The organism is Exiguobacterium sp. s150, from assembly GCF_018618435.1.
GTDB lineage: Bacteria > Bacillota > Bacilli > Exiguobacteriales > Exiguobacteriaceae > Exiguobacterium > Exiguobacterium alkaliphilum.
In genome coordinates this window covers 1-25,856 of sequence record NZ_JACSMC010000003.1, presented here as the reverse complement: position 1 = coordinate 25,856, position 25,856 = coordinate 1, and the positions used below count along the sequence as shown (strand labels likewise).

32 protein-coding genes are annotated in these 25,856 nt (G+C 52.7%); 23 read left to right on the top strand and 9 right to left on the bottom strand.

What is annotated here, in order from left to right; all coding sequences use genetic code 11:
- Window positions 1-29 precede the first annotated feature (29 nt).
- A complete protein-coding gene (locus KNP76_RS02905) occupies window positions 30-1,265 on the top strand; it encodes a DUF2254 domain-containing protein (RefSeq protein ID WP_214842566.1) in 1,236 nt (411 codons plus the stop codon).
- Between the two features lie 27 nt (window positions 1,266-1,292).
- On the opposite strand, the gene KNP76_RS02900 is transcribed toward KNP76_RS02905, so the two are convergent.
- Window positions 1,293-2,015: an SDR family NAD(P)-dependent oxidoreductase gene (locus KNP76_RS02900; RefSeq protein WP_034818001.1), complete on the bottom strand. Its 723-nt coding sequence runs from the start codon at window positions 2,013-2,015 to the stop codon at window positions 1,293-1,295.
- A gap of 83 nt (window positions 2,016-2,098) precedes the next feature.
- Here KNP76_RS02900 and cls point away from each other — a divergent pair, with 83 nt between their 5' ends.
- From cls to pepF, 3 genes are read left to right on the top strand one after another with little or no spacing between them, the layout of a single operon-like run.
- Entirely contained in the window at window positions 2,099-3,610 is a 1,512-nt protein-coding gene (gene cls / locus KNP76_RS02895; protein WP_034818002.1) for a cardiolipin synthase, read from the top strand.
- A 12-nt stretch (window positions 3,611-3,622) separates the two neighbouring features.
- Window positions 3,623-4,684 (top strand): competence protein CoiA, encoded by a 1,062-nt coding sequence (locus tag KNP76_RS02890; protein ID WP_214842564.1) that lies wholly within the window; start codon window positions 3,623-3,625, stop codon window positions 4,682-4,684.
- Between the two features lie 17 nt (window positions 4,685-4,701).
- Window positions 4,702-6,504: an oligoendopeptidase F gene (pepF, locus tag KNP76_RS02885; protein ID WP_214842562.1), complete on the top strand. Its 1,803-nt coding sequence runs from the start codon at window positions 4,702-4,704 to the stop codon at window positions 6,502-6,504.
- 216 nt (window positions 6,505-6,720) lie between these two features.
- Here pepF and KNP76_RS02880 read toward each other — a convergent pair whose 3' ends face one another.
- Complete coding sequence (locus KNP76_RS02880) at window positions 6,721-7,263, bottom strand: DsbA family protein (RefSeq protein WP_245175555.1); 543 nt, start codon at window positions 7,261-7,263, stop codon at window positions 6,721-6,723.
- Window positions 7,264-7,585: 322 nt separating this feature from the next.
- Window positions 7,586-8,167, bottom strand: coding sequence for a CYTH domain-containing protein (locus tag KNP76_RS02875; RefSeq protein ID WP_214842739.1), 582 nt, complete (start codon window positions 8,165-8,167; stop codon window positions 7,586-7,588).
- A gap of 108 nt (window positions 8,168-8,275) precedes the next feature.
- Between KNP76_RS02875 and yjbM the strand changes: the two genes are divergently transcribed.
- Genes yjbM through KNP76_RS02860 form a run of 3 tightly spaced genes read left to right on the top strand, consistent with a single transcriptional unit; the run spans window position 8,276 to window position 10,603 of the window.
- Window positions 8,276-8,920, top strand: a complete 645-nt coding sequence (yjbM, locus tag KNP76_RS02870) for a GTP diphosphokinase (RefSeq protein ID WP_034809583.1) — start codon at window positions 8,276-8,278, stop codon at window positions 8,918-8,920.
- A gap of 12 nt (window positions 8,921-8,932) precedes the next feature.
- Complete coding sequence (locus tag KNP76_RS02865; protein ID WP_034809580.1) at window positions 8,933-9,730, top strand: NAD kinase; 798 nt, start codon at window positions 8,933-8,935, stop codon at window positions 9,728-9,730.
- A 3-nt stretch (window positions 9,731-9,733) separates the two neighbouring features.
- Complete coding sequence (locus KNP76_RS02860) at window positions 9,734-10,603, top strand: RluA family pseudouridine synthase (protein WP_214842560.1); 870 nt, start codon at window positions 9,734-9,736, stop codon at window positions 10,601-10,603.
- A 37-nt stretch (window positions 10,604-10,640) separates the two neighbouring features.
- Here the strand turns inward: KNP76_RS02860 and KNP76_RS02855 are convergent, their stop codons facing one another.
- On the bottom strand, window positions 10,641-11,807 hold the full coding sequence (locus tag KNP76_RS02855; RefSeq protein ID WP_214709564.1) for an FtsW/RodA/SpoVE family cell cycle protein: 1,167 nt from the start codon (window positions 11,805-11,807) through the stop codon (window positions 10,641-10,643).
- A 148-nt stretch (window positions 11,808-11,955) separates the two neighbouring features.
- Here KNP76_RS02855 and fabI point away from each other — a divergent pair, with 148 nt between their 5' ends.
- Window positions 11,956-12,729, top strand: a complete 774-nt coding sequence (gene fabI / locus KNP76_RS02850; RefSeq protein ID WP_214842558.1) for an enoyl-ACP reductase FabI — start codon at window positions 11,956-11,958, stop codon at window positions 12,727-12,729.
- 84 nt (window positions 12,730-12,813) lie between these two features.
- On the top strand, window positions 12,814-13,002 hold the full coding sequence (locus KNP76_RS02845; protein WP_211779706.1) for a hypothetical protein: 189 nt from the start codon (window positions 12,814-12,816) through the stop codon (window positions 13,000-13,002).
- Between the two features lie 2 nt (window positions 13,003-13,004).
- Here KNP76_RS02845 and KNP76_RS02840 read toward each other — a convergent pair whose 3' ends face one another.
- The gene (locus KNP76_RS02840) at window positions 13,005-13,514 is read right to left on the bottom strand and encodes a YjcG family protein (RefSeq protein WP_034818006.1); all 510 of its coding nucleotides are present in this window, start codon (window positions 13,512-13,514) and stop codon (window positions 13,005-13,007) included.
- Window positions 13,515-13,690: 176 nt separating this feature from the next.
- Between KNP76_RS02840 and KNP76_RS02835 the strand changes: the two genes are divergently transcribed.
- The 4 genes from KNP76_RS02835 to KNP76_RS02820 are packed head-to-tail and all read left to right on the top strand — an operon-like array spanning window position 13,691 to window position 15,540.
- Window positions 13,691-14,236, top strand: coding sequence for a phosphatidylglycerophosphatase A family protein (locus KNP76_RS02835; protein WP_034818033.1), 546 nt, complete (start codon window positions 13,691-13,693; stop codon window positions 14,234-14,236).
- Window positions 14,236-14,823 carry a phosphatase PAP2 family protein gene (locus KNP76_RS02830; RefSeq protein ID WP_034809568.1) on the top strand — a complete coding sequence of 196 codons (588 nt, stop codon included), beginning with the start codon at window positions 14,236-14,238 and terminating at the stop codon, window positions 14,821-14,823. The genes KNP76_RS02835 and KNP76_RS02830 overlap by 1 nt, the downstream gene beginning before the upstream one ends.
- Window positions 14,820-15,344 (top strand): hypothetical protein, encoded by a 525-nt coding sequence (locus KNP76_RS02825; protein WP_034809567.1) that lies wholly within the window; start codon window positions 14,820-14,822, stop codon window positions 15,342-15,344. Before KNP76_RS02830 ends, KNP76_RS02825 begins: the two co-directional genes overlap by 4 nt.
- Window position 15,345: 1 nt before the next feature.
- The gene (locus KNP76_RS02820) at window positions 15,346-15,540 is read left to right on the top strand and encodes a hypothetical protein (RefSeq protein WP_034818007.1); all 195 of its coding nucleotides are present in this window, start codon (window positions 15,346-15,348) and stop codon (window positions 15,538-15,540) included.
- 525 nt (window positions 15,541-16,065) lie between these two features.
- Here the strand turns inward: KNP76_RS02820 and KNP76_RS02810 are convergent.
- Both KNP76_RS02810 and KNP76_RS02805 read right to left on the bottom strand, forming a co-directional pair.
- Window positions 16,066-16,293, bottom strand: coding sequence for an FHA domain-containing protein (locus KNP76_RS02810; RefSeq protein WP_245175556.1), 228 nt, complete (start codon window positions 16,291-16,293; stop codon window positions 16,066-16,068).
- Window positions 16,294-16,626: 333 nt separating this feature from the next.
- Window positions 16,627-17,358: a hypothetical protein gene (locus KNP76_RS02805; RefSeq protein WP_214842556.1), complete on the bottom strand. Its 732-nt coding sequence runs from the start codon at window positions 17,356-17,358 to the stop codon at window positions 16,627-16,629.
- 141 nt (window positions 17,359-17,499) lie between these two features.
- Between KNP76_RS02805 and KNP76_RS02800 the strand changes: the two genes are divergently transcribed.
- The 8 genes from KNP76_RS02800 (at window position 17,500) to nadE (ending at window position 23,091) form a co-directional block, all read left to right on the top strand.
- On the top strand, window positions 17,500-18,072 hold the full coding sequence (locus KNP76_RS02800; protein WP_034809529.1) for a GNAT family N-acetyltransferase: 573 nt from the start codon (window positions 17,500-17,502) through the stop codon (window positions 18,070-18,072).
- Window positions 18,069-18,785, top strand: a complete 717-nt coding sequence (locus KNP76_RS02795; RefSeq protein ID WP_214842554.1) for an alpha/beta fold hydrolase — start codon at window positions 18,069-18,071, stop codon at window positions 18,783-18,785. Before KNP76_RS02800 ends, KNP76_RS02795 begins: the two co-directional genes overlap by 4 nt.
- Complete coding sequence (locus KNP76_RS02790; protein ID WP_034809528.1) at window positions 18,772-19,332, top strand: NADPH-dependent FMN reductase; 561 nt, start codon at window positions 18,772-18,774, stop codon at window positions 19,330-19,332. The genes KNP76_RS02795 and KNP76_RS02790 overlap by 14 nt, the downstream gene beginning before the upstream one ends.
- A 68-nt stretch (window positions 19,333-19,400) precedes the next feature.
- Window positions 19,401-19,640 carry a hypothetical protein gene (locus KNP76_RS02785; protein ID WP_034809525.1) on the top strand — a complete coding sequence of 80 codons (240 nt, stop codon included), beginning with the start codon at window positions 19,401-19,403 and terminating at the stop codon, window positions 19,638-19,640.
- Between the two features lie 72 nt (window positions 19,641-19,712).
- On the top strand, window positions 19,713-20,804 hold the full coding sequence (locus tag KNP76_RS02780; protein ID WP_034807637.1) for a virulence factor: 1,092 nt from the start codon (window positions 19,713-19,715) through the stop codon (window positions 20,802-20,804).
- Window positions 20,805-21,045: 241 nt separating this feature from the next.
- Window positions 21,046-21,240, top strand: a complete 195-nt coding sequence (locus KNP76_RS02775) for a hypothetical protein (protein ID WP_214842552.1) — start codon at window positions 21,046-21,048, stop codon at window positions 21,238-21,240.
- A gap of 100 nt (window positions 21,241-21,340) precedes the next feature.
- The gene (locus tag KNP76_RS02770; protein ID WP_034807629.1) at window positions 21,341-22,156 is read left to right on the top strand and encodes a BsuPI-related putative proteinase inhibitor; all 816 of its coding nucleotides are present in this window, start codon (window positions 21,341-21,343) and stop codon (window positions 22,154-22,156) included.
- A 122-nt stretch (window positions 22,157-22,278) separates the two neighbouring features.
- Window positions 22,279-23,091: an ammonia-dependent NAD(+) synthetase gene (gene nadE / locus KNP76_RS02765; protein WP_034807626.1), complete on the top strand. Its 813-nt coding sequence runs from the start codon at window positions 22,279-22,281 to the stop codon at window positions 23,089-23,091.
- Between the two features lie 47 nt (window positions 23,092-23,138).
- Here the strand turns inward: nadE and KNP76_RS02760 are convergent, their stop codons facing one another.
- Window positions 23,139-23,525, bottom strand: coding sequence for a disulfide bond formation protein B (locus KNP76_RS02760; RefSeq protein WP_034807623.1), 387 nt, complete (start codon window positions 23,523-23,525; stop codon window positions 23,139-23,141).
- Between the two features lie 109 nt (window positions 23,526-23,634).
- On the opposite strand from KNP76_RS02760, the gene KNP76_RS02755 reads away from it, so the two are divergent.
- Together KNP76_RS02755 and KNP76_RS02750 are read left to right on the top strand one after the other, a co-directional pair.
- Complete coding sequence (locus KNP76_RS02755; RefSeq protein ID WP_211779699.1) at window positions 23,635-24,513, top strand: transcriptional regulator CcpC; 879 nt, start codon at window positions 23,635-23,637, stop codon at window positions 24,511-24,513.
- Window positions 24,510-25,631, top strand: a complete 1,122-nt coding sequence (locus KNP76_RS02750) for an N-acetyldiaminopimelate deacetylase (protein ID WP_034818014.1) — start codon at window positions 24,510-24,512, stop codon at window positions 25,629-25,631. The genes KNP76_RS02755 and KNP76_RS02750 overlap by 4 nt, the downstream gene beginning before the upstream one ends.
- Window positions 25,632-25,732: 101 nt before the next feature.
- Here KNP76_RS02750 and KNP76_RS02745 read toward each other — a convergent pair.
- Window positions 25,733-25,856 (bottom strand): IS3 family transposase (locus tag KNP76_RS02745; RefSeq protein WP_214842737.1); only part of this gene is annotated, 124 nt, incomplete at its 5' end.

Below are 25,856 nucleotides of genomic sequence, written 5' to 3'. Positions count from 1 at the left end.
TTAGCATACATATTAGATGAGGTGACGAGATGCTCAAACGAATACAGTTGATGTTAGCAGACAGCGCTTGGTTCATCCCGTTCTTGTACGGGTTCGGCGGCGTCGTGTTGACGTTTTTGACGCAATATTTTGGAGGGTTCTTCCGTGAGATTTTGCCGGAAGTGCTATATTTGGAGAAAGATTCAGCGGCGACCGTATTGTCCTCATCCTTCACGAGCCTGATGACGATGATGACGTTCAGTTTCTCGACGATTCTCGTCGTCCTCACGACGTATTCGTCACAGTTCTCGCCACGGACGGTGAACAACTTCTTAACGAACGCTGCGGCGAAACATACGCTCGGCTTATTCATCCTGACGACCGTGTACGGCATCACGAACTTGTTTTTGATTCGGACGGCAGACGATGACGCGGTGCTCGCCTCAGGTGTGAGCGTCCTCCTCGTCGTCGGGTCGATTTGGGCGTTCGTCAAATTTATTCAAGCGATTAGCGTCTCCATTCAAGCCGAACGCCTCTTGTCGGCGCTACACCGGGAAGCACTCTCCGTCATCAAAAGTCAACAAGACGCGCTCGAAAAAGACGAAGTCCAAATCGTGCCGAAGCGCCCGGTCCATCCGTTCGAAGGGCATGCGGTGTATGCACCGCGTACCGGCTATGTCCAACTGTTCGCAAGCGAGAAACAAGAGTCGGATTCCTGTCATTTTGAATCGGTCGTGGCCGTCGGAGACTTCGTCGCCAAAGGGGACTTACTCGGTTATTGGAGTGAGGAGGTCGACGCGGACATCGAACCGTTTCAAATCGGGGAAGTGCGGTCGTCGATTCAAGACCCGGCCTTCGCGATCGAGAAGCTGAGCGAGATTGCGCTAAAAGGAATTTCCCCGGGAATCAACGACCCGAACACGGCCATCCATGCCATCCATTACATCGGCGACATCTTACGGGAACTGAGTCGGATGCCTGAAGGCGACTTTCTGTTCTCGAACCGCTCATCGGATTGGCACGTCAAACGGAAAAGCCTTGAGACGACAATGTTCGAGGCGTTCGCCCCGATTAAAACGTATGCAAGCCATGATATATTCGTCATCGGCTCGGTATTTGAAGCAATCCGGATCGCCCGGCTCGAGGCGCATCCGTCCTCGTTCGAGGCATACGAGGGCATCCTAGGCTACTTTGAGGACGTCATTGATTGGGACGACTTGCAAGAACGAGAACGCGCCTTTTTAGAGAACAAATTGATGCAGGCGAAAAAGGTAAAGACAGCATAAAAGCGACCCGTGTGGTCGCTTTTCCATTTAAGATAGGCTATAGCCGCCGTCAATCGTGATCGCTTGGCCGTTCACGTAGCTCGACAAGTCAGACAATAAGAACGTGACGACCGGCGCGACTTCCTCGGGCTTGGCTGCGTTCCCCCGGAAATGATGCGACATCGCCTCGTGGAACTTCGCCTCGCCGCCATATAGCTTATGGCTGAGCGGTGTGTCGACGGGGCCGAAGCAGACGGCATTGAAGCGGACTTTTCCTTTCATACGATGGGCGAACGTCTTCGTCAAGGCGATGAGTGCCGCTTTCGATGCGGCGTATGGTCCGAGCATCGGCGGAAATTTGACGTGCCCGACGATTGCCGCGTTATTGACGACGCTCGCCCCGTTCGTTAGCAACGGAACAGCCAGTTGGATGAGCCGGTTCGCCGCGAGCAGATTCAACTCGAACACGTCGTCGAACGCTGACGAGGGCAGACGTTCCGGTGTCCCCGGCCGTCCGAACGTGGCGGCATTATTGAATAGTCCGTCTAACGTGACGTCCATCGCTTTCAGTCGGTCCATCACCGCCTCGAGCTCTTCGTCTTTTGAAAGGTCGCACTTTATGAACGTGATGCGCGGCGAGGCGGCCTCGATGTCCGCACCGCGTCCCTCGTCTCGTCCGATGCCGTAAACGTCGTGCCCTTCCTCAGCTAACCGTAGCGTGACGGCCCGACCGATGCCGCTTGTTGCCCCTGTGATGAGAAATGTACCCATAATTGATTCGCTCCCCTCTAAAAGATGTCGTTACGTTGTATAATTAATGATAATACATGACAGAAACGGGGTCAGGTTATAATATGTTGCGACGCATACAAGTTCTTTTATCCCTCATTTTGCTCGCAGGGCTTATTGCCGTATTATCGTATTACTGGAGCTCACAAGTCATCGGCCTATTCTCGATTCTCGTCTTCTTGACGACGTTCAGCATCTTGCTCGTCATTTTGCTCGAAAACCGAAATCCGCAACGGACGCTCATCTGGGCAATCGTGATGATCGGGTTTCCCGTCGTCGGCTTGTTCGCTTATTTCGTCTTCGGCCAAAACTATCGCCGCAAGCGCATGTTCAAAGAGAAGGCGATGCTCGATGAAGAGACGTACCTCGCTTACCGGCAAAAGGCGATGACGCACTCGCCATCGCTCATGTTCCCGCATGACGACTATGAGAAGCTCATGCATTTGACGTCATCTTTAAACCAATTGCCGGTTTCGTCGAATACGTATACGCAAATCTTGACGAACGGGCAAGAGAAGTTCTCGAAGCTGTTGCCGGCGTTGCGTGGGGCGACACGGCATATCCATCTGGAGTATTATATTTTCCGGGAAGATCGTATTTCTCGGGAAATCCAACGCATCTTGATGGATAAGGCGCGCGCCGGGGTCGAGGTGCGGTTCTTATATGACGCCGTCGGCTCGATTCATACGAGCGGGGCCTTCTTTGATGAGTTGCGTCAGGCCGGCGTTCAGGTCAAAGCGTTCTTCCCCGTCGTCTTGCCGCTCGTCTCGAGCAAGACGAATTACCGGAACCACCGAAAGATTGTCGTCATCGATGGCACAGAAGCGTTCACAGGCGGTCTGAACGTCGGCGACGAATATCTGGGGGAGCATACGAAGTTCGGCTTTTGGCGGGACACCCACCTATACGTCAGGGGGGAAGGGGTGTCGGAGCTTCAGCTCATCTTTCTCCAAGACTGGTATTATATGACGGGTGAGCGACTGTTCACACCGTTTTATCTCGAGCCGCTCGAGACGGTCCGGAGTGCGAGCGGGGGGGTTCAAATCGTGGCGAGCGGACCGGATGAGCCATATGAGACGATGAAGTCGATTTACTTCGCGTTGATTAACGCGGCGAAGAAGTCGGTTTATATCTCATCCCCGTACCTCATCCCGGACGAGGATATCATGAGCGCGCTCAAGACGGCCTCGCTATCAGGGGTCGATGTCCGAATCGTCTTGCCGAGTTATCCTGACCATAAGATCGTCTTTTACGCGAGCCGCTCCTATTACGAGGAGTTGCTCAGCGCCGGCGTCAAAATTTATTTATACGAGGAAGGGTTCATGCATTCGAAAGTCATTGTCGTCGATGACGGGCTCGCGACGATTGGGACGGCGAACATGGACTTCCGCAGCTTCCATTTGAACTTCGAAGTGAACGCGCTCCTCTACAACACGAACTCGGTGCATCAACTGAAACAAGACTTATACAAAGACTTTGAAGGCTCACACGAATTGGATTTGGCCGTGTTCTCGGAACGTCCATTTCTCATCAAGTTAGTCGAGTCGTTGGCTCGAATGTTCTCACCACTATTATGAGGGGGAAACGTCATGCGATTTGCGATCGGTCGGACAGGGGACTATGTCGATACCCGTTCATTGAACCGGAAGCAACTTGAGACGTTTGCCCCTTTTTCGTGCCCGGATTGCCAAGGCCCGGTCCTGTTGAAGCAAGGAACAAAGCGACGGTTGCACTTCGCTCACCGGCATGCGTGCGGGCGCGGGGAGTCGACGGGGCATCAACGGGACAAATGGGACGTCCGGCAATGGTTGCAACGGCGCGGCTATCACGTCGACCAAGAAGTTTTGCTCGACGGACGTCGGGCCGACCTCGTCGCGTCAAAGGGTGGGTCGTCGATCGTCATCGAGATTCAAGCCTCACCGCTCGATGTGGAGACGTACCACGAACGGACCGCCCACTATGAGGCGCTAGGCCATCCGGTCGTCTGGTTGTCGAGCGGAGTCCGTCCTGCCCCAATCCCTCGATTTACCCCGTGGATGCGTGCCGAGCTGGCGAGATGTCACGCCTTGTTCATTCCTGTCGATGGTTCGCTTTATCGCTTTGTCGGTTTTCCGACTTCACTCCGATATGGACAAGGCCGTTGGGTGAAAGTTGACGATTTGACAGTGTCACCGTTTGAACCGTTCTTTCGCTTCGACGCCCACGCGTGGGGCCAGCTCGTGCGCCGTCGTCGCATGACCCCGCCTTATCCGACGAAAGACTATCGCCGTCTCATATTGAATCGCTTGTACCCGCTCGGCGTGTTGCCGTCGCTGTTGCCGACGATGTGCTATTTGCCGATGCCAGTGTTTTGGGGCGTGCACATCCATCCGCTCGACTTTCAAGTCGTGCTTTACTTGAATCGCCGGATGCATCCGGCAGATTCAATCTCGTGGAGTGTCGTGAAGACGTGTCGCCAGTTCGGGGTGACCCCGACGAGCGACTTTGTCCAAGCTTTTGAAGTACAATGGAAACAGCTCTTGAACGTATTTGACGTGCCATGCGAGGTGCAGCTCTGGACGGTCCCAAAGACGCTCGAGGACGCCCTTCAGTATGACCGTCGAATGTTTCAAGGGTTTCAGCGATTCATGGCGAAATCGTATATAACCTAAGAAAAGGAAGTGGACATATGTCAGACGTACTTACACGACAACAAGTTCCGGTCGAGGAGACATGGAGCCTAGAGTCAATCTACGCCGATGACCAAGCCTGGGAAGCCGATTTCGAGGCGCTCAAAGGAAACGTGCCGAACTTGATGGCATACAAAGGAAAGCTTGGTGAGGACGCGGAGACGCTATTCGCCGCGCTCAGCTTACGTGACGACTTATCACGCCAGCTTCATAAGCTCTATACATACGCGCACATGCGCTACGATGAGGACACGGCGAACAGCCATTATCAGGCGTTGAACGACCGCGCCGGATCACTCGCTGCCCAAGTGTCGGCCCAACTCGCTTTCATGACACCGGAGTTGCTCGCGATCGACGAGAGCCGTATCGAATCGTTCATGGCGCAACACGAAAAGCTGACGGTTTATCGTCATGCCTTCGACGAGTTGGCGAAAGAGCGGCCGCACGTGTTAACGGAAGCTGAAGAGTCGCTCCTCGCCCAGGCAGGCGACGTGCTCGGGCAATCGAGTTCTACGTTTGGGATGTTGAACAACGCCGATCTCAAGTTCACGAAAGTGAAGAACGAAAAAGGGGAAGACGTCGAACTGACGCACGGCCGCTATATCACGTTCCTCGAGTCGAGCAACCGCGACGTCCGGGAGACGGCGTTCAAAGCGATGTACGGGACGTACAAACAATATTTGAACACGTTCGCCTCGACGCTTTCAGGCAGCGTGAAAAAAGATAACTTTTACGCGACGGTCCGCAAGTTTGAAAGTGCCCGTCAGGCGGCCTTGCATCACAATGCGATCCCGGAGACGGTGTATGACGGGCTCGTCGAGGCCGTGAACGAGCGGCTTGACTTGCTCCATCGCTACGTCGCGCTGCGAAAACGTGCCCTCGGCGTAGATGAACTTCATATGTATGACTTGTATACACCGCTCGTTCAAGACGTCGAGATGACCATCTCGTATGAAGAAGCGAAGCAATTGATGGTCGACGGGTTGGCCCCACTCGGCGACGAGTACGTCCAAATCGTCAAAGACGGTCTTGATTCGCGTTGGGTCGATGTCCGTGAGACGCGTGGGAAGCGAAGTGGTGCCTACTCTTCTGGAGCGTACGACACACAGCCGTTCATCTTGATGAACTGGCAAGACAACGTCAACAACTTGTTCACGCTCGCCCATGAGTTCGGCCACTCGGTCCATAGCCACTATACGCGGGCGTCACAACCGTATCCGTATGGCGACTATTCGATTTTCGTCGCGGAAGTCGCGTCGACGACGAACGAGGCGCTGTTGAACGATCATTTGTTGAAGACACGGACGGATAAGGCGGAGCGGCTCTATCTTCTGAACAACCAGCTCGAGACGTTCCGCGGGACGTTGTTCCGGCAGACGATGTTCGCCGAGTTCGAACATTTGATTCACCGTGCGGCCCAAGACGGCGTCTCGCTCACACCTGAATACTTGAACGAGACGTATTTGGAGCTGAACAAGCGGTACTTCGGAGAAGACATCGTCATCGATGAAGAAATCGCTTACGAATGGGCCCGTATCCCGCACTTCTATTACAACTATTACGTCTATCAGTATGCGACGGGCATCTCGGCGTCGGCCGCTTTGTCACAACAGATCATGGAAGAAGGGGAGCCGGCCGTCCGCCGTTACATCGATCGCTTCTTGAAAGCAGGGTCGAGTGACTATCCGATTGAAGTATTGAAAGCAGCAGGCGTTGACATGACGACGAAAGCTCCGGTTCTCGCCGCGCTCGACCAGTTCGAAGCCGTCCTCGATGAGATGGAGTCGCTCCTGTTCGCATAATCGTCACGACGCGTGAACATTATGTGACATCATGCACAAACAGCTTGTCAACCGAAAGGATGCTCGGTATATTATAAGTGTGAAATCAATCACAAACCCCTTTATTGACCGTAAACTTTCTCCCATCTCGATGCCTTCCCCAGGTGTCGAGTCCGATGTCTCTTGTCCCCGCTTGAGACGTCAAAAGCCCACGGCTCCCCGGCCGTGGGCTTTTTGTTATCCTTGTTTTTTTGTCGCCCATGCTTCACCGCTACACCCTGGTACGGGGCGGCAACGTTGTTGGAGCGACAGTTTTTTCAGTTCTCGTTCGATGATTGGCTTGTCTAGCTCCAGAATGAACGCGAGCTCGGTGATTGTTGACGCGTCGTAGTGGCTGAGCACTTTCTCGACCGTCCAGTCCGTCTCTCGGTTCGGCACGTAGCCGAGCAGCTCGGCCATGACTGCCTGATAGACGTCGTACGGATAGACGCCTTCAATCTTGAGCGCTTCGTCGCGTGTGACGAACGTCAAGGCCGGTAACGACTCAATCTCCCAATCTTTCAAAATTTGATGATCGACGGCGAGTGCGCTGAGCAATTGGTTGGACTGGATATCCGCTGCCAACTCGTCGAGGTCGAGCCCGTACCCGGTGAACGACCGTGCAATCTCCCAAAGTTCCGTCTCATTCGCTTCGTTATTCAAAAAGATGTCGTTAATATGCAGATGACGTAAAAACCGCATCGCATGACGCTTCCCTTGCAATTCCATAGCCTTAATCATCGTGAGAAGGCGAACCTCTTCTTGACATCCGCCAACACAACTTGGAACTGTCGAGACCATCCGAAAACGAATCATATGTCCGTATTCGAGCTCGAGCTTTTTAATGAGTGTCATCACATGAAGACCGTCCGGGTCCGATATGTCCACGAAATAGAATAACTCTAATGGTTTATATGTGACTTGAATAGGAGTTTCTTCCAGTGAACAGGATGACTCATTACATTGTTCTAGTTCCATTGTGTCGCCTCCTCTCGTAAACAAAAATCAAATATATCGTATGCTCATTGTAGCAACGAAAAAAAAAGGTTGGCAATGTATCTGCTCAACCTTCACTCCGGCTCATTTTTTCTTCCATGAATCGGACGATTTTATTTTTTGCTGGACGAAGCGGGATGTCGTGTCCGGCCAACAGCCGTTCAAAAGCGATGCGGCCCGCTGTCTCGTCGGTCACTTCAAATTCTATTTCATAATCCCGTTTCTCCAAATAATGACTTTCGTCAAGGACGAGCAGGCCATCTGGCGTCTCTTTTTCAGCCCGGCGCGTCTCGAGGCGACCGAGATGTTCGAGCGGTCCGGTCAAGTCAAACGAGGCGAGCGCGGCAAGCATTTGCTCATCGCGGATGATACCGTTTTTGAACAAGTTCTCGGCTTCCTCTTCGGTGATGACCGCATGTGTCTCGAGCAGGCCGACATTGTGTGGTTGCTTCAACGTCAACACTTGTCCTTTTTTCGTTTCGCGGATCCGTAGCGCCGCGCCGTGTTTCTTAAGCTCAAACGTTGCCGTGTCGAAGTAGTCGTTCGCTTGCCACTTGATGTGTTCGGCGAGACGGTACTCGCTGAGAAGCGTCTCATATTCTTCTTTCGTCAGCATCGATTTAAATTCAATTTCCACTTCTTGGGTCATAAGTTGTCGCTCCATTCTATGAACAATTGTTGGTTTATGATACCATACTATCGGATACATACGGAAAAAAGCATGATTTTCCGAAACGAACGAAAGTGGTGACAGCCTATGCAACCGATGGATTGGGATCAATTTTTAGTGCCTTACCAAATCGCAGTCGAAGAGCTGAAAGTGAAGTTTAAAGCGATTCGGAAGCAGTTCAACGCCCAAAATGACCATTCCCCGATTGAGTTCGTGACGGGACGGGTCAAACCGATGGGAAGTATCCTCGAGAAGGCGAAGCGAAAGCAAATTTCTTACGAAAACTTGGCGACCGAGATGCAAGATATCGCGGGTCTACGGATTATGTGCCAATTCGTCGATGACATCGTTCATGTCCTCGAGTTGCTCCATCATCGGACAGATTTCAAAATCGTCGAGGAACGAAACTACATCACACATCAAAAAGAGTCGGGCTACCGGTCTTACCATATCATCATCGAGTACCCGGTCCAGACGATTCACGGTGAATTCCCGACGCTCGTCGAAGTCCAAGTGCGGACGCTCGCGATGAACTTCTGGGCGACGATTGAACATTCACTTAACTATAAGTATGACGGGGACATGCCTAAAGAAGTGCAAGAACGGCTGCGCCGAGCGGCCGAGGCGGCCTTCTTGCTCGATGCCGAGATGAGTCAGCTCCGCGTCGAGATTCAAGACGCGCAGCAAGTGTTCCGCGACAAAGAAATGAACGTCCAGACGGACCAAGACTAGGGGGCATAGACCATGCAGTTTGCGATTGTATCAAGGGGAGACGCGCGATCCGCAGAAATCGCACGTGAGTTGACGGATAAATTGACGACAGCCGGCCATACGGAATCAATCGCGCCGCGTATCGTCGTCTCCGTCGGGGGGGACGGGACGATGCTCCAAGCGTTCCATGAATACAGCGACCGGCTCGATGACGTGCTCCTTGTCGGGATTCATACGGGACATCTCGGTTTTTATGCGGACTGGCAACCGGATGAACTTGACGAGTTGACGGATATGATTACGAGCGAAGCGTTCGAACCGGTATCGTATCCGCTCGTCGAGGTGCTCATTGATTATGAGGACGGAACGACAGAGCGCCATCTTGCCATGAACGAATGTACGATTAAAAACTATAAGCGGACGCTCGTCTGTGACTTGTCGATTCGCGACGATTATTTCGAGACGTTCCGCGGGGATGGGCTCTGTATCTCGACGCCTTCCGGCTCGACGGCCTATAACAAGGCGCTCGGCGGGGCGATCGTTCACCCGTCAATCGAGGCGATTCAAGTGACCGAGATGGCGTCGATCAACAATCTCGTCTATCGCACGATCGGCTCGCCGCTGTTGTTGCCGAAACACCACCAAGTGAAGATCGCGCCGCATACGAAGACGGAATTCGAGCTCGCGTTTGACCATCAAGAGGCAGGGTCATGGTCAAACGTGCGCTCGCTCCGCTGTGCGGTCGCGAAAGAAAAAGTGACGTTCGCGCGCTTCCGGCCGTTCCCGTTTTGGCGGCGGGTGCGTGAATCGTTTATCGAGGAAGGAAAGTAACCGATGTATGGATTGACGTTGCGTCGCGTCGTAGGGACAAGTGCCTTGCTTCGCGATTTTTTAATGATAGATTGCGGCATCTCGCGGAAGATGCTGGCCCAAGTGAAGCAAGCGGGGCTCATCCTCGTGAACGGAGAGCCAAAGACCGTCCGCTACACGGTATCGGTCGGTGACGAAGTGACGGTTCATTTCCCTTCCGAACAGCCGTCCGAGACGATGGTGCGTTCAAGCCGTCCGCTTACAGTCTTATATGAGGATGAATGGATGCTAGCCGTCGATAAACCGGCAGGAATCGCGACGATCCCGTCACGGCTTCATCCAATCGATACGCTCGCGAACGCCGTGCTCGGCTATTATCAAGCGATTCAGCTCGATTCGGCGATTCACATCATCAATCGACTCGACCGGGACACGAGCGGTGTCGTCTTGTTCGCGAAGTACGCGTACGTTCACCACCGTTTTAGCGAGTTGCAAAAACAAGGCGGTTTGACCCGGACGTACACGGCGCTCATCGAAGGGGAAATCGAGCCGCAGACGATTGACGCTCCGATCGGTCGAGCCGAACATTCCATCATGGAACGGGTCGTCACACCGGACGGGCAGCGTGCGGTGACCCACGTTCGACAGACCGTCTCGCACGGGGACGTATCCGCCTTGACGATTCAGCTTGAGACTGGACGAACACATCAAATCCGAGTGCATCTGCGGCACCTCGGGTATCCGTTAATCGGGGACACGATGTACGGGGGCAACACGCGACTTCCGCGGCATGCGCTCCACAGCCTCGATGCCACGTTCCATCATCCGCTGACGGACGAACTGCTGACCGTGACAGCTCCGATACCAGAGGACTTTCGACAGCTCCTCATATAAAAACAGCCCCGGCGCAATGAGCGTCCGGGGCTGTTGGTCAATCGTCGTCAAACATATACGTTTTTGATTTCGAGGCAACGTTCATGACGAGGCCGACGGCAATCATGTTCATGAGTAACGACGTCCCGCCGTAACTGATGAACGGGAGTGGCAAACCGGTGATTGGAAGTACCCCAATCGTCATGCCGATGTTTTGGAACACTTGGAACGTGAACATGGCGACGATGCCGGTAACGATATAGCTGCCGAACGGGCTGCTCGACTCGAGGGCGATATGGATCATGCGATACAAGAACAAGAAGAAGACGATGATGACGATCGCGGCACCGATAAAGCCGTAGTGCTCGGCGATGACGGCAAAGATAAAATCGGTTTGGGATTCGGGCAAATAGACGAGCCCTTGGCCGTAACCGGCCCCAAACATTTGTCCCGAGCCAATCGCTTGGAGCGATTTGATGAGCTGGAACGCCAAATCGTCCGAATACTCGTACGGATAAATCCAGGCCTGAAAACGGTTGAGCGCGTGACCAGGGAAAATCTTCGAGAGCGTCTCGAACTGGAAGAAGAACAGATACATGAATCCGCCGATGGCGATTCCGGCCGCTGTGAACAGGCCGAGGAGCCACTTCCAACCGATCCCGGAGACGATGATGACCGCACCGAGCATCGTGATCAAGACGAGTCCAATCCCGAGGTCAGGCTGTGTAACGATGAGCCCGAGCGGCGGCAATGTCACGAGCACGAGTTTCGTCAACAGCCACGTGTCGAGCTGCGATGTGCCGAATCGTTTGTTATGGTCATAGATGATGGTCGACATCGTGATCAACAAGAACAACTTCATGAACTCTGCCGGTTGGAAGCTGAATCCCGGCAAGTTATACCAGCCATACGCCCCGTTGATGTTCGGGACGAGCGTCGTGTCGCGGAGCGGGATGAGCCCACCGAGTAAAATCAGACCGAACGCATATAAAAACCAATGAATCTTTCGAAGCTGTTCATATTCGATCGTCATGACGACAAGCATCGCCACGAACCCGATGACATACCAAGTGGCTTGTTGGACGGCAAAGTTGATGCCTTGCAGGCGGACAGGGAGCATCGGCTGGGCCGTGTAGATGGCTCCGAGGCTAATCACCATCAAAAAGAAGACGATGGTCAACAGCGTCGTGTCCAAACTTTTAAAATAAGATTGAATGCGGTTCATGTGGAGTCGTGTCACCCTTTCTATACGTATTTATCTTACATTAACTAAAAAAAATCGCAATACGTTCTGAGTCGGTTGACAAAACAGACACCGTTCTGTAATCTTATAACAGATATTATCACCAGGTACTAAAAAAGGGGAGTTTACAATGTCAATCTATCCAACGTTAACGAACAAGACATACGTCGTCATGGGGATCGCCAATAAACGTTCAATCGCCTGGGCGATTGCCAAAACGCTAGACGAAGCCGGAGCGAAGCTCGTGCTCACGTATGCCGCGGAACGGTTCAAGTCGGGACTCGAGTCACTCGCAGCTGAACTTAAAGGAGACGCGCTCCTGCTCGAGTGTGATGTGACGAATGACGAAGCGATTGACACGACGTTCAAAACGATCCATGAACAAGCGGGCGAGATTCAAGGAATCGCGCACTCGATCGCGTTCGCGGACAAAGAGGCGCTCCGGGGTGAATTCTCTGAGATGACGCGCAGGCAGTTCGCCCAAGCGCTCGATATCTCGGCTTACAGCTTGACGGCTGTCGTCAAAGCAGCGAAACCATATTTCGCCGCTGACGCCGCGGTCATCACGCTTACGTATCTCGGTGGAGAACGCGTCGTGCCGAACTACAACTTGATGGGCGTCGCGAAAGCCGCGCTCGACTCGAGCGTCACATACTTGGCGAACGAATACGGCCCTCAAGGCGTCCGCGTCAACGCCATTTCAGCTGGTCCGATTCGCACGCTTTCGGCAAAAGGCGTCGGTGACTTCAACAGCATCTTGTCTGAACTTGAGCAGAAGGCACCACTTCGTCGCAACGTCTCGGCAGAAGAAGTGGCATCGACCGCATTGTTCCTCTTGTCTAGCATGGGCAGCGGCGTGACGGGAGAAGTCATCCACGTCGATAGCGGCTACCATATTTTATAAGTTTGGGAAAGGGTGCGGCAATGCGCCCTTTTTTGTATTATCGTGGAACGGTTTCGGGTAAGGACCTGTGAGGGAGGGGAAGTCATGGGTCCTTATCAGGTTGATTTCACAGTCGTCCAATACGGGAATCGCCAAGTCCAACCAACTGAACGGGCAAGCATCGAACCGGTGACGCGCATCAAGCGGGTACAGCGGATTCGGCCTCGGCAAGAAGAATGGTTAGAAGCCGAACAACAGAAAAGCCCCGGTCGTCTTATCGACCGGAGCGTCTAATATTATCCGCGGAACCGGAACGTCTCATAGACGTTCCACGTTTCGTTTTCAAGCTCATACATGACGGCCATCCGTGTGATCGTCTCTTCGAAATGGACTTGTTCCATCCGCATACGTTCGAGCACATCGAACAGCTCGGCATCGGCCAAGTCTTGACCGATTGTGATATGCGGCAGGAACTCGTATTTCGGCGGCTGATTGAGGACGCCTTCATGTAATTTTTGTTGGAGCGTCGCCAATTCGCGTGTCGGTAACACTTTTAAGTAGAGGACGTTATTCGTCGGTGCGAACGAGCGGACACCATCAATCTTCAATTGGATCGGCTTCGTCTCGTCGGCGACTTGCTGCAAATATTCGAGCACTCTCGGCAAGTCGGCTTCGTCTACTTCCGTACGCTCTTTAACCGTCACGTGTGGTGAGATGAGCGCGTACTTTGTATCGTAACGCTTCCGATACGAGTTGGCGAAATCTTGAACTTGTTTTGATGGAAATAAGACTACCCCAATCTTCATTCCAGTTCCCCCTTTAATAGTGGTCTTCCCATTTATGATGAACGATTTATGGAGGGAAGTCAAAGCGGGCTTAGTCTTTTTTTCGATTTTTCAGTATAATGGAATGGAAGTACGATGAGGACGTATCATGTCCTCGAGAGGAAAGGATGTGGAGCGGGACGAGCGCCCGCCTAATTATGAAAAATGTACCGCACTCACGAGACGTCCGCGAGGCCGCACGGGCCCGTTTGATTGAACGAGGCGTATCGATTGAATCAATCGGTGAAATCGTCTATCAGATGCAGGCGCCTTATTCGCCACACTTGACGTTAAAAGATTGCATGGACTCGGTCGAGGCCGTGCTCGATAAACGCGAACTGCAGCATGCCATCCTCGTCGGATCTGAACTCGACATCTTGGCCGAGCGCGGTCAGTTGTCGGAGCCGCTCTTGTCCATCGTCGCATCGGACGAAGGTTTGTTCGGGGTCGACGAGACAATCGCGATCGGGGCCGTCAACACGTACGGTTCGATTGCGGTCACGACGTTCGGTTACTTAGATAAAGCGAAAATCGGAATCATCAAGCAGCTCGACACGAAGATGGAGGATGGTCAAGTCCATACGTTCATGGACGACCTCGTCGGCGCGATTGCCGCGAACGCCTCTGGTCGACTCGCGCACCGCTTGCGTGACATGACCGATTTCGGAGAAGACGAGATGCGCGAACGAAAAGGATTATATTGATGGATCGTCGAGCTAAACTGCTCCTCTTCGCCGGGACGCTGGGCTATGCCCTCGTCTCGGTGATTGTCGTTCTAGGGGCGGCCGCACCAATCGATACGTTCGTCTATGAACGGCTTGCGCCGCTCGCCGGGCCGACGTTCGCCTATATTACGGAGCTCGGAAGCGTGCGCGTCTTGATCGGGCTCTCGTTCGTCGGGATGTTGTTCTGGCTATGGCGCGGCAATCGAGGCGAGGCATTCCGCTTGCCGATCGTCGTCATCGGCACGCTCCTATTGACGCAATTGCTAAAGCTCGTCTATGGCATCGAACGTCCGCTCATCGACGCCGCTCTCGATGCGACGACGTATAGCTTCCCAAGCGGACACGCTTCAGGGTCGCTCGCCCTCTACGGGTTGATTGCCTATTCGCTCTATCGGGCGAATCGTTCGTCCGTACTCGTCTTGTTGGCGATGACGCTCGTCGTCTTCGTCTCATTTAGCCGAGTCGTATTAAACGTTCATTACTTTAGTGACGTCCTCGGAGGCTGGTTCGTGGCAATCGTCGTCATCGTCGTCTCCGAGTGGTGGTTGAGGAGGAAACAGAATTGATACTTGTGACAGAAGTCGAGAGTTGGTTGTTCATGGATCAACTGACAGCCGATCAGGCAGCCGTCCCGACGATTTTAGTGGAGAAAGACCAGACCAGGGCCCGTTCGTTCACCCCGATGCGGACGTTGTTCCAGTTGAAAAAATGGACGGCGGCTAACGCGTTCATCCCGCTGTTGTCATGCGACGAGACCGCGTATAAGGCGTATGAAGTGTTCCATGTCGACGCATTGCCGCCTTTCGCTTTGCTTCAAGGGGGACGTGTGCTGTTGAGAGCGAACGAGTCGGATGCGGCATACGAAAAAGCGCTCGCGATGAGTCGGAAAACGACGGACGAAGACGTTCTAGGGTTTGCGCTTCAATACTTGAAAGAAATGCTTGATGACGAGATCGTCTTGGCAAGCCGGTTGGATTTGACTGCTGTGTCTCGCGTGCCGGAAGACGTATATGTACCCGGGGACGTCGTCACGACCGGGCAACGATTATTCGCTTGGGCCAATGCCGAAGTGGAAAGGGGAGCGTGAGATGAACGAGTGGGAAACACAGATGCAACGTCTGCTTGACGGTGAAATCGGGGAAGTGACCGTCCCGAAAGAGGACTTTTTGACGGTGCGTTCCTTATTGGTCGAGAAAGGGTGGTTGTTTCACGTCGTTGGGGAAGCGAAACATGGTGGTGTGACGATTTACCGACGAAACGAACAAGCACCGGCGGCGGAATGAATCGATGAGGCGAGGGGAATCCCTCGCCTTTTTCTGTCCGCTAGCGGTCAGACAGAATTTTTGAAGGGTCGGCCCGGAAATCCTGTCGTAAACGCTTACATAAAGGGCTGATTTCTCTCGTATACTGAAGGTGTAGGAGGCCTCTACTATGTTACTAAATGAAAAAAGCAAACGGATTATCCAAGTTCTCATGCATGAGAACGACGTGACGTTACCATTGCTCACAATGATGTTGCCGTATTCAAAACGGACAATCGAAGACGTTGAAGACGATCATGGGATTCGTCATCATCGGAGCCGGGGCTGGTGTCATCATCGCCGCGCTCGACATCTTTGGAAGGATGTTTGATTGATTTCTTTTTTGCCAGCACTATTGTTTCCGCTCCTCGGAAATCTCGGGTTCGAGAGTACGACGTTCGGCGACTCCGACTTCGCGCTCGTCGGGATTCTAATCAGCTGGTTCGTCTCGCTCTTCACGTGAGGCGCATGAGAAAAGCCGTCCCTTTCAAAGGGGACGGCTTTTCGTCAGGCGTTCGAGGCCAATTTGATTTTTTGTCGTTTCAGCTTGTGCAGTAACCAGGCATGAAGCACGTCACAAGAGTGGTGAGGCAAGGTCAGTTCCACGAGCGGGTTCGTCTGACCGAATATAGTGAAGCGCGAATGGTCCTCGTCGAGCATCGAGACTTGAATATCGGTCGCTTCTTGGAGCGAAATTCGTTGCTCGCCGGCAATGGCATCTTTTAATTTCAGCATTTTTCCATTCGTCGCAAACTTGGTGAACGAAGAAATTCCCTGTACTTTCAGTTGTTCCATTTCGTGTATCTATCCATCTGCGTGATGAATAGATTTTCACCTCGCTTTCTCTATATTGCCTTCGCTTCCTCGAGAAGGTTATTCCTAGTATAACGCCCTGTCCCAAAAAGAAAAGAGTCAATTTAACGAAAAATTTAGACAATTTGTTATCAAAATTTAAAAATAGTATTTATGCGCCGGCCCGATGCGGTTTCAAGTAGATTTTGCCTGCCCGCAATAACAAAAAAGAACCTAAAACATGAAGGCTCTTGTCTGTTCGGTACATCGATGAACTTAAAACCGCTCGATTTCCCATGTGCGGCGTCGATACGTCAATTGGCCTTTGAGCGCAATCGATTCTTTCTTCGCGTCGAAGTCTTCTTCTAACACCGACATGTCCTCGTAACGGCCCGCCACGTAGAAGGAAATGGTGATATAGCGATTGAACAAGCTCCGTTTCGTATGGTCGAAGTCGATAATCAACCCTTGCGGGGCAAGGGTGAGCAATTCATCGATGACTTGGAGCGGGATCGGGACGAAGCTGATGTTTCGGATGTCACGGTCGAGTTTGCTCTGAAGCACGCTTTGAAGAAAACGATTGATCGAGGCCCAATCTCTTATGTATAGGCTACTATGTCGATCGTTCGCTTCGTTGAAGAAAGCAATCTCATTTTGAATCGAGTGAAGAAACGGCGTTTTCAACCCTCGTTCCATATGGCTTAAAAACAGAATCTCGGCAATCTCGTGGTCCGATAACGATTCGAGCACATGATAGTCCGGAAAGTCGATGGCGGTGAACGTCGTCTGATTGTTTAAATATCGTGATGAAAACGTGGCGAGTTCATGCGCCTCGATATAACGGAAACGGGTCCGCGTCGATTGGCGCATCGCTTTGACGTCCGTTCGGCAGATAATCATCGGGCGAGCGAGCGAGAGCGCCTCGGCGACATCGCTCAACGTTACGCCGTGCAGTGTGAAACGTTGTAATTCCCGGTCTTGTTTCATGTAGAATAACTGTTTTGACATGTTTATCCCCTCAGTTCGAAGTCGCTTTCCTTAATTTTAGCAAATCCATTTCCGGTACGCCATGTTCGAGAGGGTTGAACTGACGATTTTGGAGGAAAACAAGCTATAATTGAAAAAAGGATAAAGAAAGGCGGGTTCATTATGTGGGGGTTAAAGAAAAGTTTTCCGGAGCTCGCTACGAATCGCTTCACGCTGAGAGAGCTTGAACCTCGTGACGCCCGGGCGCTCTATACGATTTTGTCGACCGAGGACGTCATGCGATACTACGGGTCCGACCCGCTCCTTGCCGTCTATGAAGCAAAGAACGTCATCGCCTATTTCAAAGACCAGTTCCAGCAAGGCAAAGCGATCCGTTGGGCCATTTGCGACCGTGTGACCGACGAGCTGGTCGGGACGATTGGCTTCCATAATTGGACCCCGCAATATTACCGGGCCGAGATTGGCTTTGAAGTCGCGAAGAGTCATTGGCGCCAGGGTGTGGCGCACGAGGCGGCGACGGCCGTCATCAACCACGGGTTCAACGAGTTCAAGTTTCATCGCATCTCGGCACTCGTCGCCCCGGAGAATGACGGGTCGAATCGATTGGTTCAAAAACTTGGCTTCACCGAAGAAGGGTTGCTCCATGACTATGCGTATAGTCATGGACGATTCATGGATTTGACGATGTACCGGTTGTTACGAGACGAGTGGGTGATGAGGGGGGAACGAGGATGAACGTCGTATTGTTGCACGGGTTATGTGGATCGCCGGATTATTTTGATGCGCTCGAGCCGCTCCTTGAGGCGGAGGTGAATGCGTTGACGTTGCCTGGCCATAACGGACAAGTTGGCGGACCGGAGACGATGGATGCGTTTGCGGATTGGGTGATCGAAGAAATTCGATTGCGAGACATCGCGCGCCCGGTCGTGCTCGGCCACTCGTTCGGTGGCTATATCACGACGAACTTGCTGCGCCGGTATCCGGACGAATTGTCGGGCTTCGGTTTGATTCATTCGACCGCCGCTTCGGATACGGACGAGGCAAGGGAAAAGCGCAATCAAGCAATCGAGCGCGTCGTTGAAGAAGGGGTTGATCCGTTTATCGACACGATGATTCCGAGTGTGTTCGCAAAGGATTCCGCTGAAGCGCTTATCGAACGAGCGAAACAGATCGGCTACAAGATGTCGAAGGAAGGCATCATCTCGGCCCAACTCGCCATCCGAGACCGGGCCGATGAGACCGATACGGTGCGCCATACGGGCTTGCCGGGCCTATTCTTATATGGAGAGAAAGACCCGAACATGGATGAGGCGCGGGCGTTCCTCGGTGCCGAACGTCATACTTGCCGCAAACTTCCCGTCAGTCATATGGGGATGATGGAAGCACCAGAAGAAGAGGCACGACTCATCAACGCTTGGCTTAAGGAGGAATTCCATGGAACCGTTTAAACTCGTCGCAGTATCGGGCAGCCTACGTAAAGCATCATACAACACGGCGCTCTTGCACTCGATTATCGAACTTGCACGCGGTCGATTCGACATTTCGATTCACTCGATCGAACTGCCGCTATATAACGATGACTTAATCGATCCGGATGAACCGGAAGCGGTCATCGCATTCAAACGAGCAGTGCGTGAAGCGGACGGGTTTCTCGTCGTCACGCCCGAATATAACCATAGCATCCCTGGCGTGCTGAAAAATGCGATCGACTGGCTCTCGCTCGAACCGGGTTCACCGCTCGGCGGTAAACCGGTTATGATTGCCGGCGCCTCGCCGGGCATCCTCGGGACGGCCCGTTGCCAAATCCACCTCCGTCAAATATTTGCCACAAATAAGGCAAACGTTTTACCAGGAAATGAAATTTTCATTACGCATTGTAAAGAAAAGATTGGTACTGATGGATTGCATGATGAGAAGTCGATTGTTCAAATTCAAAAAGTGTTATCTGAGTATTACAATTGGATTGATTTTTGGAAGCGTCACGCAAAATCTTAACTTGAACTCCCTTCATTTGTTTGATAGAAATGAATTGTGAAAACAAACACAAAGGGAGCGACTACAACATGGAAACGTATATTGAACTGTACAACGGCGGCGAGTTAGAGGACCGGGCAGTCATCAATGACGGGATGACGTTCGGACGAGTGACGATTGTGGAGATGTTCTATCAGACGGGTCACATCTTTGGCTATGTGAAAGCTGATGGCGAGAAAACGTTCTTCCTCGAGCCAATCGCCGAAGACGATACGTTCACTGCCGAAGGCGAAACGTATTCACTCCAACAGTTCATCGCCCTATTCTAACGTTCACAAACGCAAGCGACTCGCTTGCGTTTTTTTGTCGTTTTCGTCACGATTGAGGGTGAGGTGATGACAATGAAACTGATAGCAATCGAACCGACGCCGAGCCCGAACAATCTGAAAATTATCGTCGAGCCAGCGTTCACAGGTAGAGGCGTCACGTATGACAAGGCGAGCACGGACGTCCCGGACGTCATTTCAGATATCGTTGCCCTGCGCGGCGTCAAGTCGGTCTATGCCGTCTCGGACTTTTTGGCAGTCGAGCGGCATCCGAAGCATGACTGGCACGACGTCATGAACGAGATTCGTCGCGCCTTCGGTGAAGACGTGCCAGAAGTGTCCGCCGCTCGGATGGCAGCGGATTACGAGCCGGTACATGTGTCGATCCAGTTCATTTTAGACGTGCCGATGCAAATCAAGCTCGTCAAAGGGGACGAAGAGAAGCGAGTCGGCCTATCGAAACGTTTCGTCGATGCGGCGATTGATGTGCAGGCACAAGTGAAAAATGTGATTCAAGACCGGCGCTGGGTCGAACAGGCACCGCGCTATGGTGAATTGGGAGACGTGGCGGACGTCGTCTTGGAGGAACTCGAGGCGGCGTACCCGCAAGACCGCGTGACGCGAATCGTCGCGCGCGCGTTCGGACGTGAGGCCGACTACGAGGCGAATGCGAACCGTTTGCAATCCGATAACTGGAAAGAGCGATTGGCGTTTCTAGACGAACTCGAGATTGTCCCGGATAATATCGTCTATTTCCGACGTGCGCTCGAGGATAACGTGATGGCGATTCGCCGTCAAGCGGTCGTCATGATTGGGATGTTTGAAACGAACCGGGAAGAGTACGTCACGTATATCGAACAGGCACTCGTCGACTCATCGCCGATCGTGCGTCGTACAGCAGGGGACACCGTGTCCGACTGGGCGCTCCCGCAATCGCAACCTTCGATGATTGAAGCGTTGAAAGATAAGAGCAAGCTCGTCCGCTGGCGAGCGGCCCGCTTCTTGTTCGATTGTGGTGACGAACAAGCCGTACCGGCGTTGAGAATCGCTGAGGACGACGCCGAGTTCGAAGTGGCGCTCCAAGCGCGCTTGGCGAAAGAGCGGATCACGAGCGGCGAGACGGCACTCGGGACGGTATGGCAACAAATTTCGAATCGTGCGAAATAAATCATTCGACAACAAAGTTTCGTCATTTTTTACAAGAATAGGCAAAGGGAGGGGGACGAATTGCGTTCTTCCTCTCTTTTTCTATAGGAAAGAAGTCTCTAATTGAAAACGGCTAACAATTCATTCCATACATTCGACACGTTGTCGACTAGGTCGTTCGACCTGTCGAACGATAAGACGTTATTTTTTTTGAAACGTTGCTACACTGAGTATATCTCATATCGAAAAAGGAGCCATACTCATGATGCTTTTTGCAGAAACACCCGAACTCGTAGCCTATAAGGAAGTGGTCGATGGCATCATCACCGTCGTCTTTGAGTCAATCCATAGTGAGACGTTCTCGATCTCTGCACAAGTTCGTTCAGACATCGACGTCGCTGACTCGTTGTTCATGACTGGTTTACAACAATACGCTGAAACGCTTCAAGTTTCATAAAAAAGGTAAATAATATTAGGAAATAGATTACAAACGTCTGCACGAACGTATACACTAGTGCTATAGACGTTTTTTTATTTTTCAGAGGAGAGTGGGATACGTGAAGAAAACTTGGTTGCTCGTCGCGGTCGCGGCATTGCTCATCGTCGTGGCAGCGTGTGGGAAAGAAGAAGAGAATGCGAGTGATGTGGACGGGAACACGTCGACACCACCTGCCTTGTTGACGCTTGAGACGGATGCGAATTACGATGCGGCCGCGAAGCAGTTGGTCGTCCGTGTGTCGATGACGAACCCGAACGACGTGCCGGTGAACGTGACGTTCAACTCGTCGCAACGTTTCCAATTGATGGTCATGAACGGGGAGACGACGGTATTCGATTACGGTAGCGAGTACATGTTCACGGAATCGATCATTGAAGAGACGTGGGAAGCCGGCGAAACGAAAGTGTTCGACGAGACGTTCCCGCTCGACCTAGCGGCAGGGGACTACACGGCCGACTTTGTCGGTCTCGGGCAAGTCGAAGGCGCTCCGGAAATGGCGGTGACCGACCAAACGCGGTTCACGGTCGAGGCGACTGAAGCCCCTGCTGAGGAGTCGAGTGAAGAAGCGACCGAAGAAGCGGCCGAAGAGTCGGGCACGGAAACGACCGAGGGTCCGCAAACGGATGGTGATTTCCGTGACGTGACGATCAAACGTAACGGCACGTTGATCGAGGTCTCAGGGTTTACGGACGTCGAAGAGTTCGAGTGGAGCATTTCCGACGGACATATGGTGTACGCAGAAGGTGCGGCGCAAGCTTCGACAGGAGATTTCGTGTTCGGCGCCCTTTTAGATGAAGAGCCGACAGAAGGTCAATCGCTATTCCTTGAATTGCTTCCGATTGGCGGAGACGTCACAGCGTTCCGCATCCAATAACGAATCATGAGACGGGAACCGAGGTTTCCGTCTTTTTGATATGGGAATGAAAGAAGTTGACGATAAGGTTTCATTGTCAGACAATGAGACAAACGAACTGATGATGAGGGAGGAAACCATTGATGCAACAACATATTATCGAATCCACACACGTAGTACCGAACATCGACCCGGCTGAGGAAGTGCGCCGACGAATCGACTTTTTAAAGGCTTACGTCAGACGGGCCGGAGCGAAAGGCCTCGTGCTCGGCATCTCGGGAGGCCAAGATTCGACGCTTGCCGGAAAACTTTGTCAGCTCGCGATGGAAGAACTACGTCAGGACGGCGGCGATTATACGTTCTATGCGGTACGTCTCCCATATGGCGAGCAACATGACGAAGACGATGCGCAACGGGCCATCGAGTTCATCCGTCCGGACAATGTGTTCACGGTCAACATCAAACCGGCCGTCGACGCCTCGGTCGCCTCGTTCCAACAGGCGACCGGATTTGAACTCGGTGATTTCCATAAAGGGAACACGAAAGCGCGCGAACGGATGAAAGTTCAATACGACATCGCGGCGACGTTCGGGGCGCTCGTCGTCGGTACCGACCATGCGGCCGAGTACGTGACGGGCTTTTATACGAAACATGGTGACGGCGCCTGTGATTTGACACCGCTCACGGGGCTGAACAAACGGCAAGGCAAAGCGCTGTTGCACGAGCTCGAGGCACACGAGAGCTTGATTTACAAAGTGCCGACAGCCGACCTAGAAGACGACAAACCGGGTCTCCCGGACGAAGTCGCACTCGGCATGACCTATGATGAACTCGACGACTATCTCGAAGGAAAAGACGTCGATGCGGCCATCAAAGAGCGGATCGAGACGATTTTCAAGCGGGCACGTCACAAGCACCATATGCCGGCCTCGCTCTATGACGAGTGGTGGCAGTGATTGAAAAGAAGCGTCGGCCCCACAGGGCCAACGCTTCTTTTCCTGAATTATCGCTTACGAAACGGGACGAACTGAATGAGCAAGATGAGTGTGAAGGCGATTAGGCTCATGAGCGGAATCGTGACGAATCCGAAATAGTTGACCCAGCGAATGAGGCAATCATTGCTGCAAAACGCATCTCCGTTCGGGATACGCTCGAGGATGACATGATAGAGGGCGATGGCCCATCCCGTTCCCGCCATGAGGCCGACGAACAATCCGTTGACGGAACGGTTCGTGAACATGACGGTCATATAATAAATCGCGAGCGGATACATAAATATGCGTTGGAACCAACATAACTTGCACGGCAAGTAAAGCATGACTTCAGAAAAGTAAAGACTGCCGAGCGTCGCAATCGTGGCGACGATAAAGGCAAAATGGTGACGTTGCATCATTGTTCCTCCTGACAACTCAAAAAATTGATTAAACATGATATGATACAGTGAAGCAATAACGTATCCAGTATACAGGTTTCGAAACGATAGAGAAATAGGTGACGTCATGCAAGTATCAGAAGTGGAAGTGTTAATCGTCCTCGCCGAGGAATTGAATATGCGTAAAGCCGCAGAACGACTTTTCGTGTCGCAACCGGCGCTCAGTCAACGGCTCGTCACGATCGAGCATCAGTGGGGAAAGAAAATTTTTGTCCGCTCGACCCGCGGACTCGCCCTCACCCCGGACGGTGAGAAGATTATCGACTTTGCCAAAAAGATGTATAGCGAAGAGCAAGAGCTTCGCGGAGAGTTGACGGCGAAGCAAGGTGAGGTGTATGGTACGTTAAAGATTGCCGTCGCCTCGATTATGGGGCAGTATTGGTTGCCGCGCGTCTTGAAGCGTTTCGTTGAGCGCTATCCATCGGTCCGTGTCAAGTTGGTGACCGGTTGGTCGAGCGAGATGATGCGCTATATGTTAGAAGAAAATTTTCATATTGGCATCATCCGTGGCAATCCGGATTGGCGAGGCGAGAAGATGCGTTTGTTCTCGGATTCGCTCCACCTCGTCGATTTGAAGATGACGGATTTAAAACAGTTGAAGAATAACGAGCGTTCGTTCATCCAGTTCAAGAGCGACTCGACGTATTATCAAGAGATACTCGAATGGTGGCAAGAACGGTTCTCGAGCCCGCCGATGACGACGCTCGTCGTCGACCAAATCGAGACGTGTAAACAGATGGCGCTCCATGGGATTGGCTTTGCGATTTTGCCCGAGTCGACGATTCGGGATGTCGAGTCGATTCATAAGATCCCGCTCACGTCGTCGAACGGGACACCGCTCGTGCGGGACACGTGGATGCTGTCGACCGAGTCGATGCTTGAATTGGCACAAGTGCGGGCGTTTTGGGAAGTTGTTGAAGAAGTGACGAAGGAGAGTGTGGAATGAGTTGGGCGATTGAAGCAAGAAGGCAGTTACATTTGATTCCAGAACGAGGGTATGAAGAGTTCAAGACGCAAGCGACGCTCGAGCAGTTGATTCGCTCGCTCGAGTCGCCGCGGGTGCACATCTCGCATTGGCGCACCGGGCTGTTCGTCCGTGTCGACGGACTCGTTGGCGACAAGACGATCGGTTATCGGGCCGATATGGACGGTCTGCCAATCACGGAAGAGACTGGTCTCGAGTTCGCCTCGCTCCATGAAGGGATGATGCATGCGTGTGGCCATGACGTGCACATGGCGATCGCGCTCGGTCTCATTAAACGCTCGGTCGAGGAACCGCTCGACCATAACCTCGTCATCTTCTTCCAACCGGCCGAGGAAGGGCCGGGCGGTGCCGAGCCGATGGCGATGTCAGAGCTGTTTTATCATTTCCGCCCTGATGCGATGTTTGGACTTCACGTCGCTCCGGAGTACCCGGTCGGCATGGTCGCTTCGCGTCCAGGCGTGTTGTTTGCGAGCGCACGTGAGCTTCACATGACGATTCACGGAAAAGGCGGGCACGGGGCGTTCCCGCATGCCGGCATCGACGCGGTCATCGTGCAAGCGGCGCTCATCATGCAATTACAGACGGTCGTCTCGCGCAACATCGACCCGATGGGCAGTGCCGTCGTCAGCATCGGTAAAGTCGTGGCCGGTACGAAAGAGAATATTATCGCCGACACAGCGAAACTCGATGGGACGATTCGGGCGCTGTCGGACAAAGAGATGGTCGTCCTCGAACGACGCATCCGTCAAATCATCGCCGGTGTCGAGATGACGTATAACGTTCACATCGACCTCGAGTTCGGCAACCGGTATCACGAGGTCGTCAACGACGAGCGTTACTTGTATCAGTTCGAAGAGGCGGTCGAGGAGATTGGCTATTCGTACAAGACGTGCGTGCCGGCCATGACGGGAGAAGATTTCGGGTACATGCTCAAACAAGTTCCCGGGTTTATGGTATGGCTCGGTGTGAACGACATGGGGTCCGGGTTGCATCAATCGACGCTCAACCCAGATGAGCGGGCCATCGATGTCGCCATCGACTTGTTCGACCACTATTTCCGGACGGTCACGATTTTATAATCGCCTTGAACCCTATTCATATATCGAGAAAGACGAACCATTTCGCTAAGACGATTGAACTGCTCCCCGTCAAGTAGACAGGGTAAATAATGAAAACCAGCCTAAGCGGCTTGAGACCTGTATTCGACAGGGCTCAAGCCGTTCAGTCGTTTCTGGAGACGATCGTGGTTGTAGAACGATATGTAGTTCTCGATGGCCGCTGTGAGTTCGCTATAGGCCTGGAAC

Excerpts from the sequence above, each read along its gene's own strand:
- KNP76_RS02905 (WP_214842566.1), top strand. The coding sequence starts at position 30 with ATGCTCAAACGAATACAGTTGATGTTAGCAGACAGCGCTTGGTTCATC.
- KNP76_RS02900 (WP_034818001.1), bottom strand. The coding sequence starts at position 2,015 with ATGGGTACATTTCTCATCACAGGGGCAACAAGCGGCATCGGTCGGGCC.
- cls (WP_034818002.1), top strand. The coding sequence starts at position 2,099 with ATGTTGCGACGCATACAAGTTCTTTTATCCCTCATTTTGCTCGCAGGG.
- KNP76_RS02890 (WP_214842564.1), top strand. The coding sequence starts at position 3,623 with ATGCGATTTGCGATCGGTCGGACAGGGGACTATGTCGATACCCGTTCA.
- pepF (WP_214842562.1), top strand. The coding sequence starts at position 4,702 with ATGTCAGACGTACTTACACGACAACAAGTTCCGGTCGAGGAGACATGG.
- KNP76_RS02880 (WP_245175555.1), bottom strand. The coding sequence starts at position 7,263 with ATGATTAAGGCTATGGAATTGCAAGGGAAGCGTCATGCGATGCGGTTT.
- KNP76_RS02875 (WP_214842739.1), bottom strand. The coding sequence starts at position 8,167 with ATGACCCAAGAAGTGGAAATTGAATTTAAATCGATGCTGACGAAAGAA.
- yjbM (WP_034809583.1), top strand. The coding sequence starts at position 8,276 with ATGCAACCGATGGATTGGGATCAATTTTTAGTGCCTTACCAAATCGCA.
- KNP76_RS02865 (WP_034809580.1), top strand. The coding sequence starts at position 8,933 with ATGCAGTTTGCGATTGTATCAAGGGGAGACGCGCGATCCGCAGAAATC.
- KNP76_RS02860 (WP_214842560.1), top strand. The coding sequence starts at position 9,734 with ATGTATGGATTGACGTTGCGTCGCGTCGTAGGGACAAGTGCCTTGCTT.
- KNP76_RS02855 (WP_214709564.1), bottom strand. The coding sequence starts at position 11,807 with ATGAACCGCATTCAATCTTATTTTAAAAGTTTGGACACGACGCTGTTG.
- fabI (WP_214842558.1), top strand. The coding sequence starts at position 11,956 with ATGTCAATCTATCCAACGTTAACGAACAAGACATACGTCGTCATGGGG.
- KNP76_RS02845 (WP_211779706.1), top strand. The coding sequence starts at position 12,814 with ATGGGTCCTTATCAGGTTGATTTCACAGTCGTCCAATACGGGAATCGC.
- KNP76_RS02840 (WP_034818006.1), bottom strand. The coding sequence starts at position 13,514 with ATGAAGATTGGGGTAGTCTTATTTCCATCAAAACAAGTTCAAGATTTC.
- KNP76_RS02835 (WP_034818033.1), top strand. The coding sequence starts at position 13,691 with ATGAAAAATGTACCGCACTCACGAGACGTCCGCGAGGCCGCACGGGCC.
- KNP76_RS02830 (WP_034809568.1), top strand. The coding sequence starts at position 14,236 with ATGGATCGTCGAGCTAAACTGCTCCTCTTCGCCGGGACGCTGGGCTAT.
- KNP76_RS02820 (WP_034818007.1), top strand. The coding sequence starts at position 15,346 with ATGAACGAGTGGGAAACACAGATGCAACGTCTGCTTGACGGTGAAATC.
- KNP76_RS02810 (WP_245175556.1), bottom strand. The coding sequence starts at position 16,293 with ATGCTGAAATTAAAAGATGCCATTGCCGGCGAGCAACGAATTTCGCTC.
- KNP76_RS02805 (WP_214842556.1), bottom strand. The coding sequence starts at position 17,358 with ATGTCAAAACAGTTATTCTACATGAAACAAGACCGGGAATTACAACGT.
- KNP76_RS02800 (WP_034809529.1), top strand. The coding sequence starts at position 17,500 with ATGTGGGGGTTAAAGAAAAGTTTTCCGGAGCTCGCTACGAATCGCTTC.
- KNP76_RS02795 (WP_214842554.1), top strand. The coding sequence starts at position 18,069 with ATGAACGTCGTATTGTTGCACGGGTTATGTGGATCGCCGGATTATTTT.
- KNP76_RS02790 (WP_034809528.1), top strand. The coding sequence starts at position 18,772 with ATGGAACCGTTTAAACTCGTCGCAGTATCGGGCAGCCTACGTAAAGCA.
- KNP76_RS02785 (WP_034809525.1), top strand. The coding sequence starts at position 19,401 with ATGGAAACGTATATTGAACTGTACAACGGCGGCGAGTTAGAGGACCGG.
- KNP76_RS02780 (WP_034807637.1), top strand. The coding sequence starts at position 19,713 with ATGAAACTGATAGCAATCGAACCGACGCCGAGCCCGAACAATCTGAAA.
- KNP76_RS02775 (WP_214842552.1), top strand. The coding sequence starts at position 21,046 with ATGATGCTTTTTGCAGAAACACCCGAACTCGTAGCCTATAAGGAAGTG.
- nadE (WP_034807626.1), top strand. The coding sequence starts at position 22,279 with ATGCAACAACATATTATCGAATCCACACACGTAGTACCGAACATCGAC.
- KNP76_RS02760 (WP_034807623.1), bottom strand. The coding sequence starts at position 23,525 with ATGCAACGTCACCATTTTGCCTTTATCGTCGCCACGATTGCGACGCTC.
- KNP76_RS02755 (WP_211779699.1), top strand. The coding sequence starts at position 23,635 with ATGCAAGTATCAGAAGTGGAAGTGTTAATCGTCCTCGCCGAGGAATTG.
- KNP76_RS02750 (WP_034818014.1), top strand. The coding sequence starts at position 24,510 with ATGAGTTGGGCGATTGAAGCAAGAAGGCAGTTACATTTGATTCCAGAA.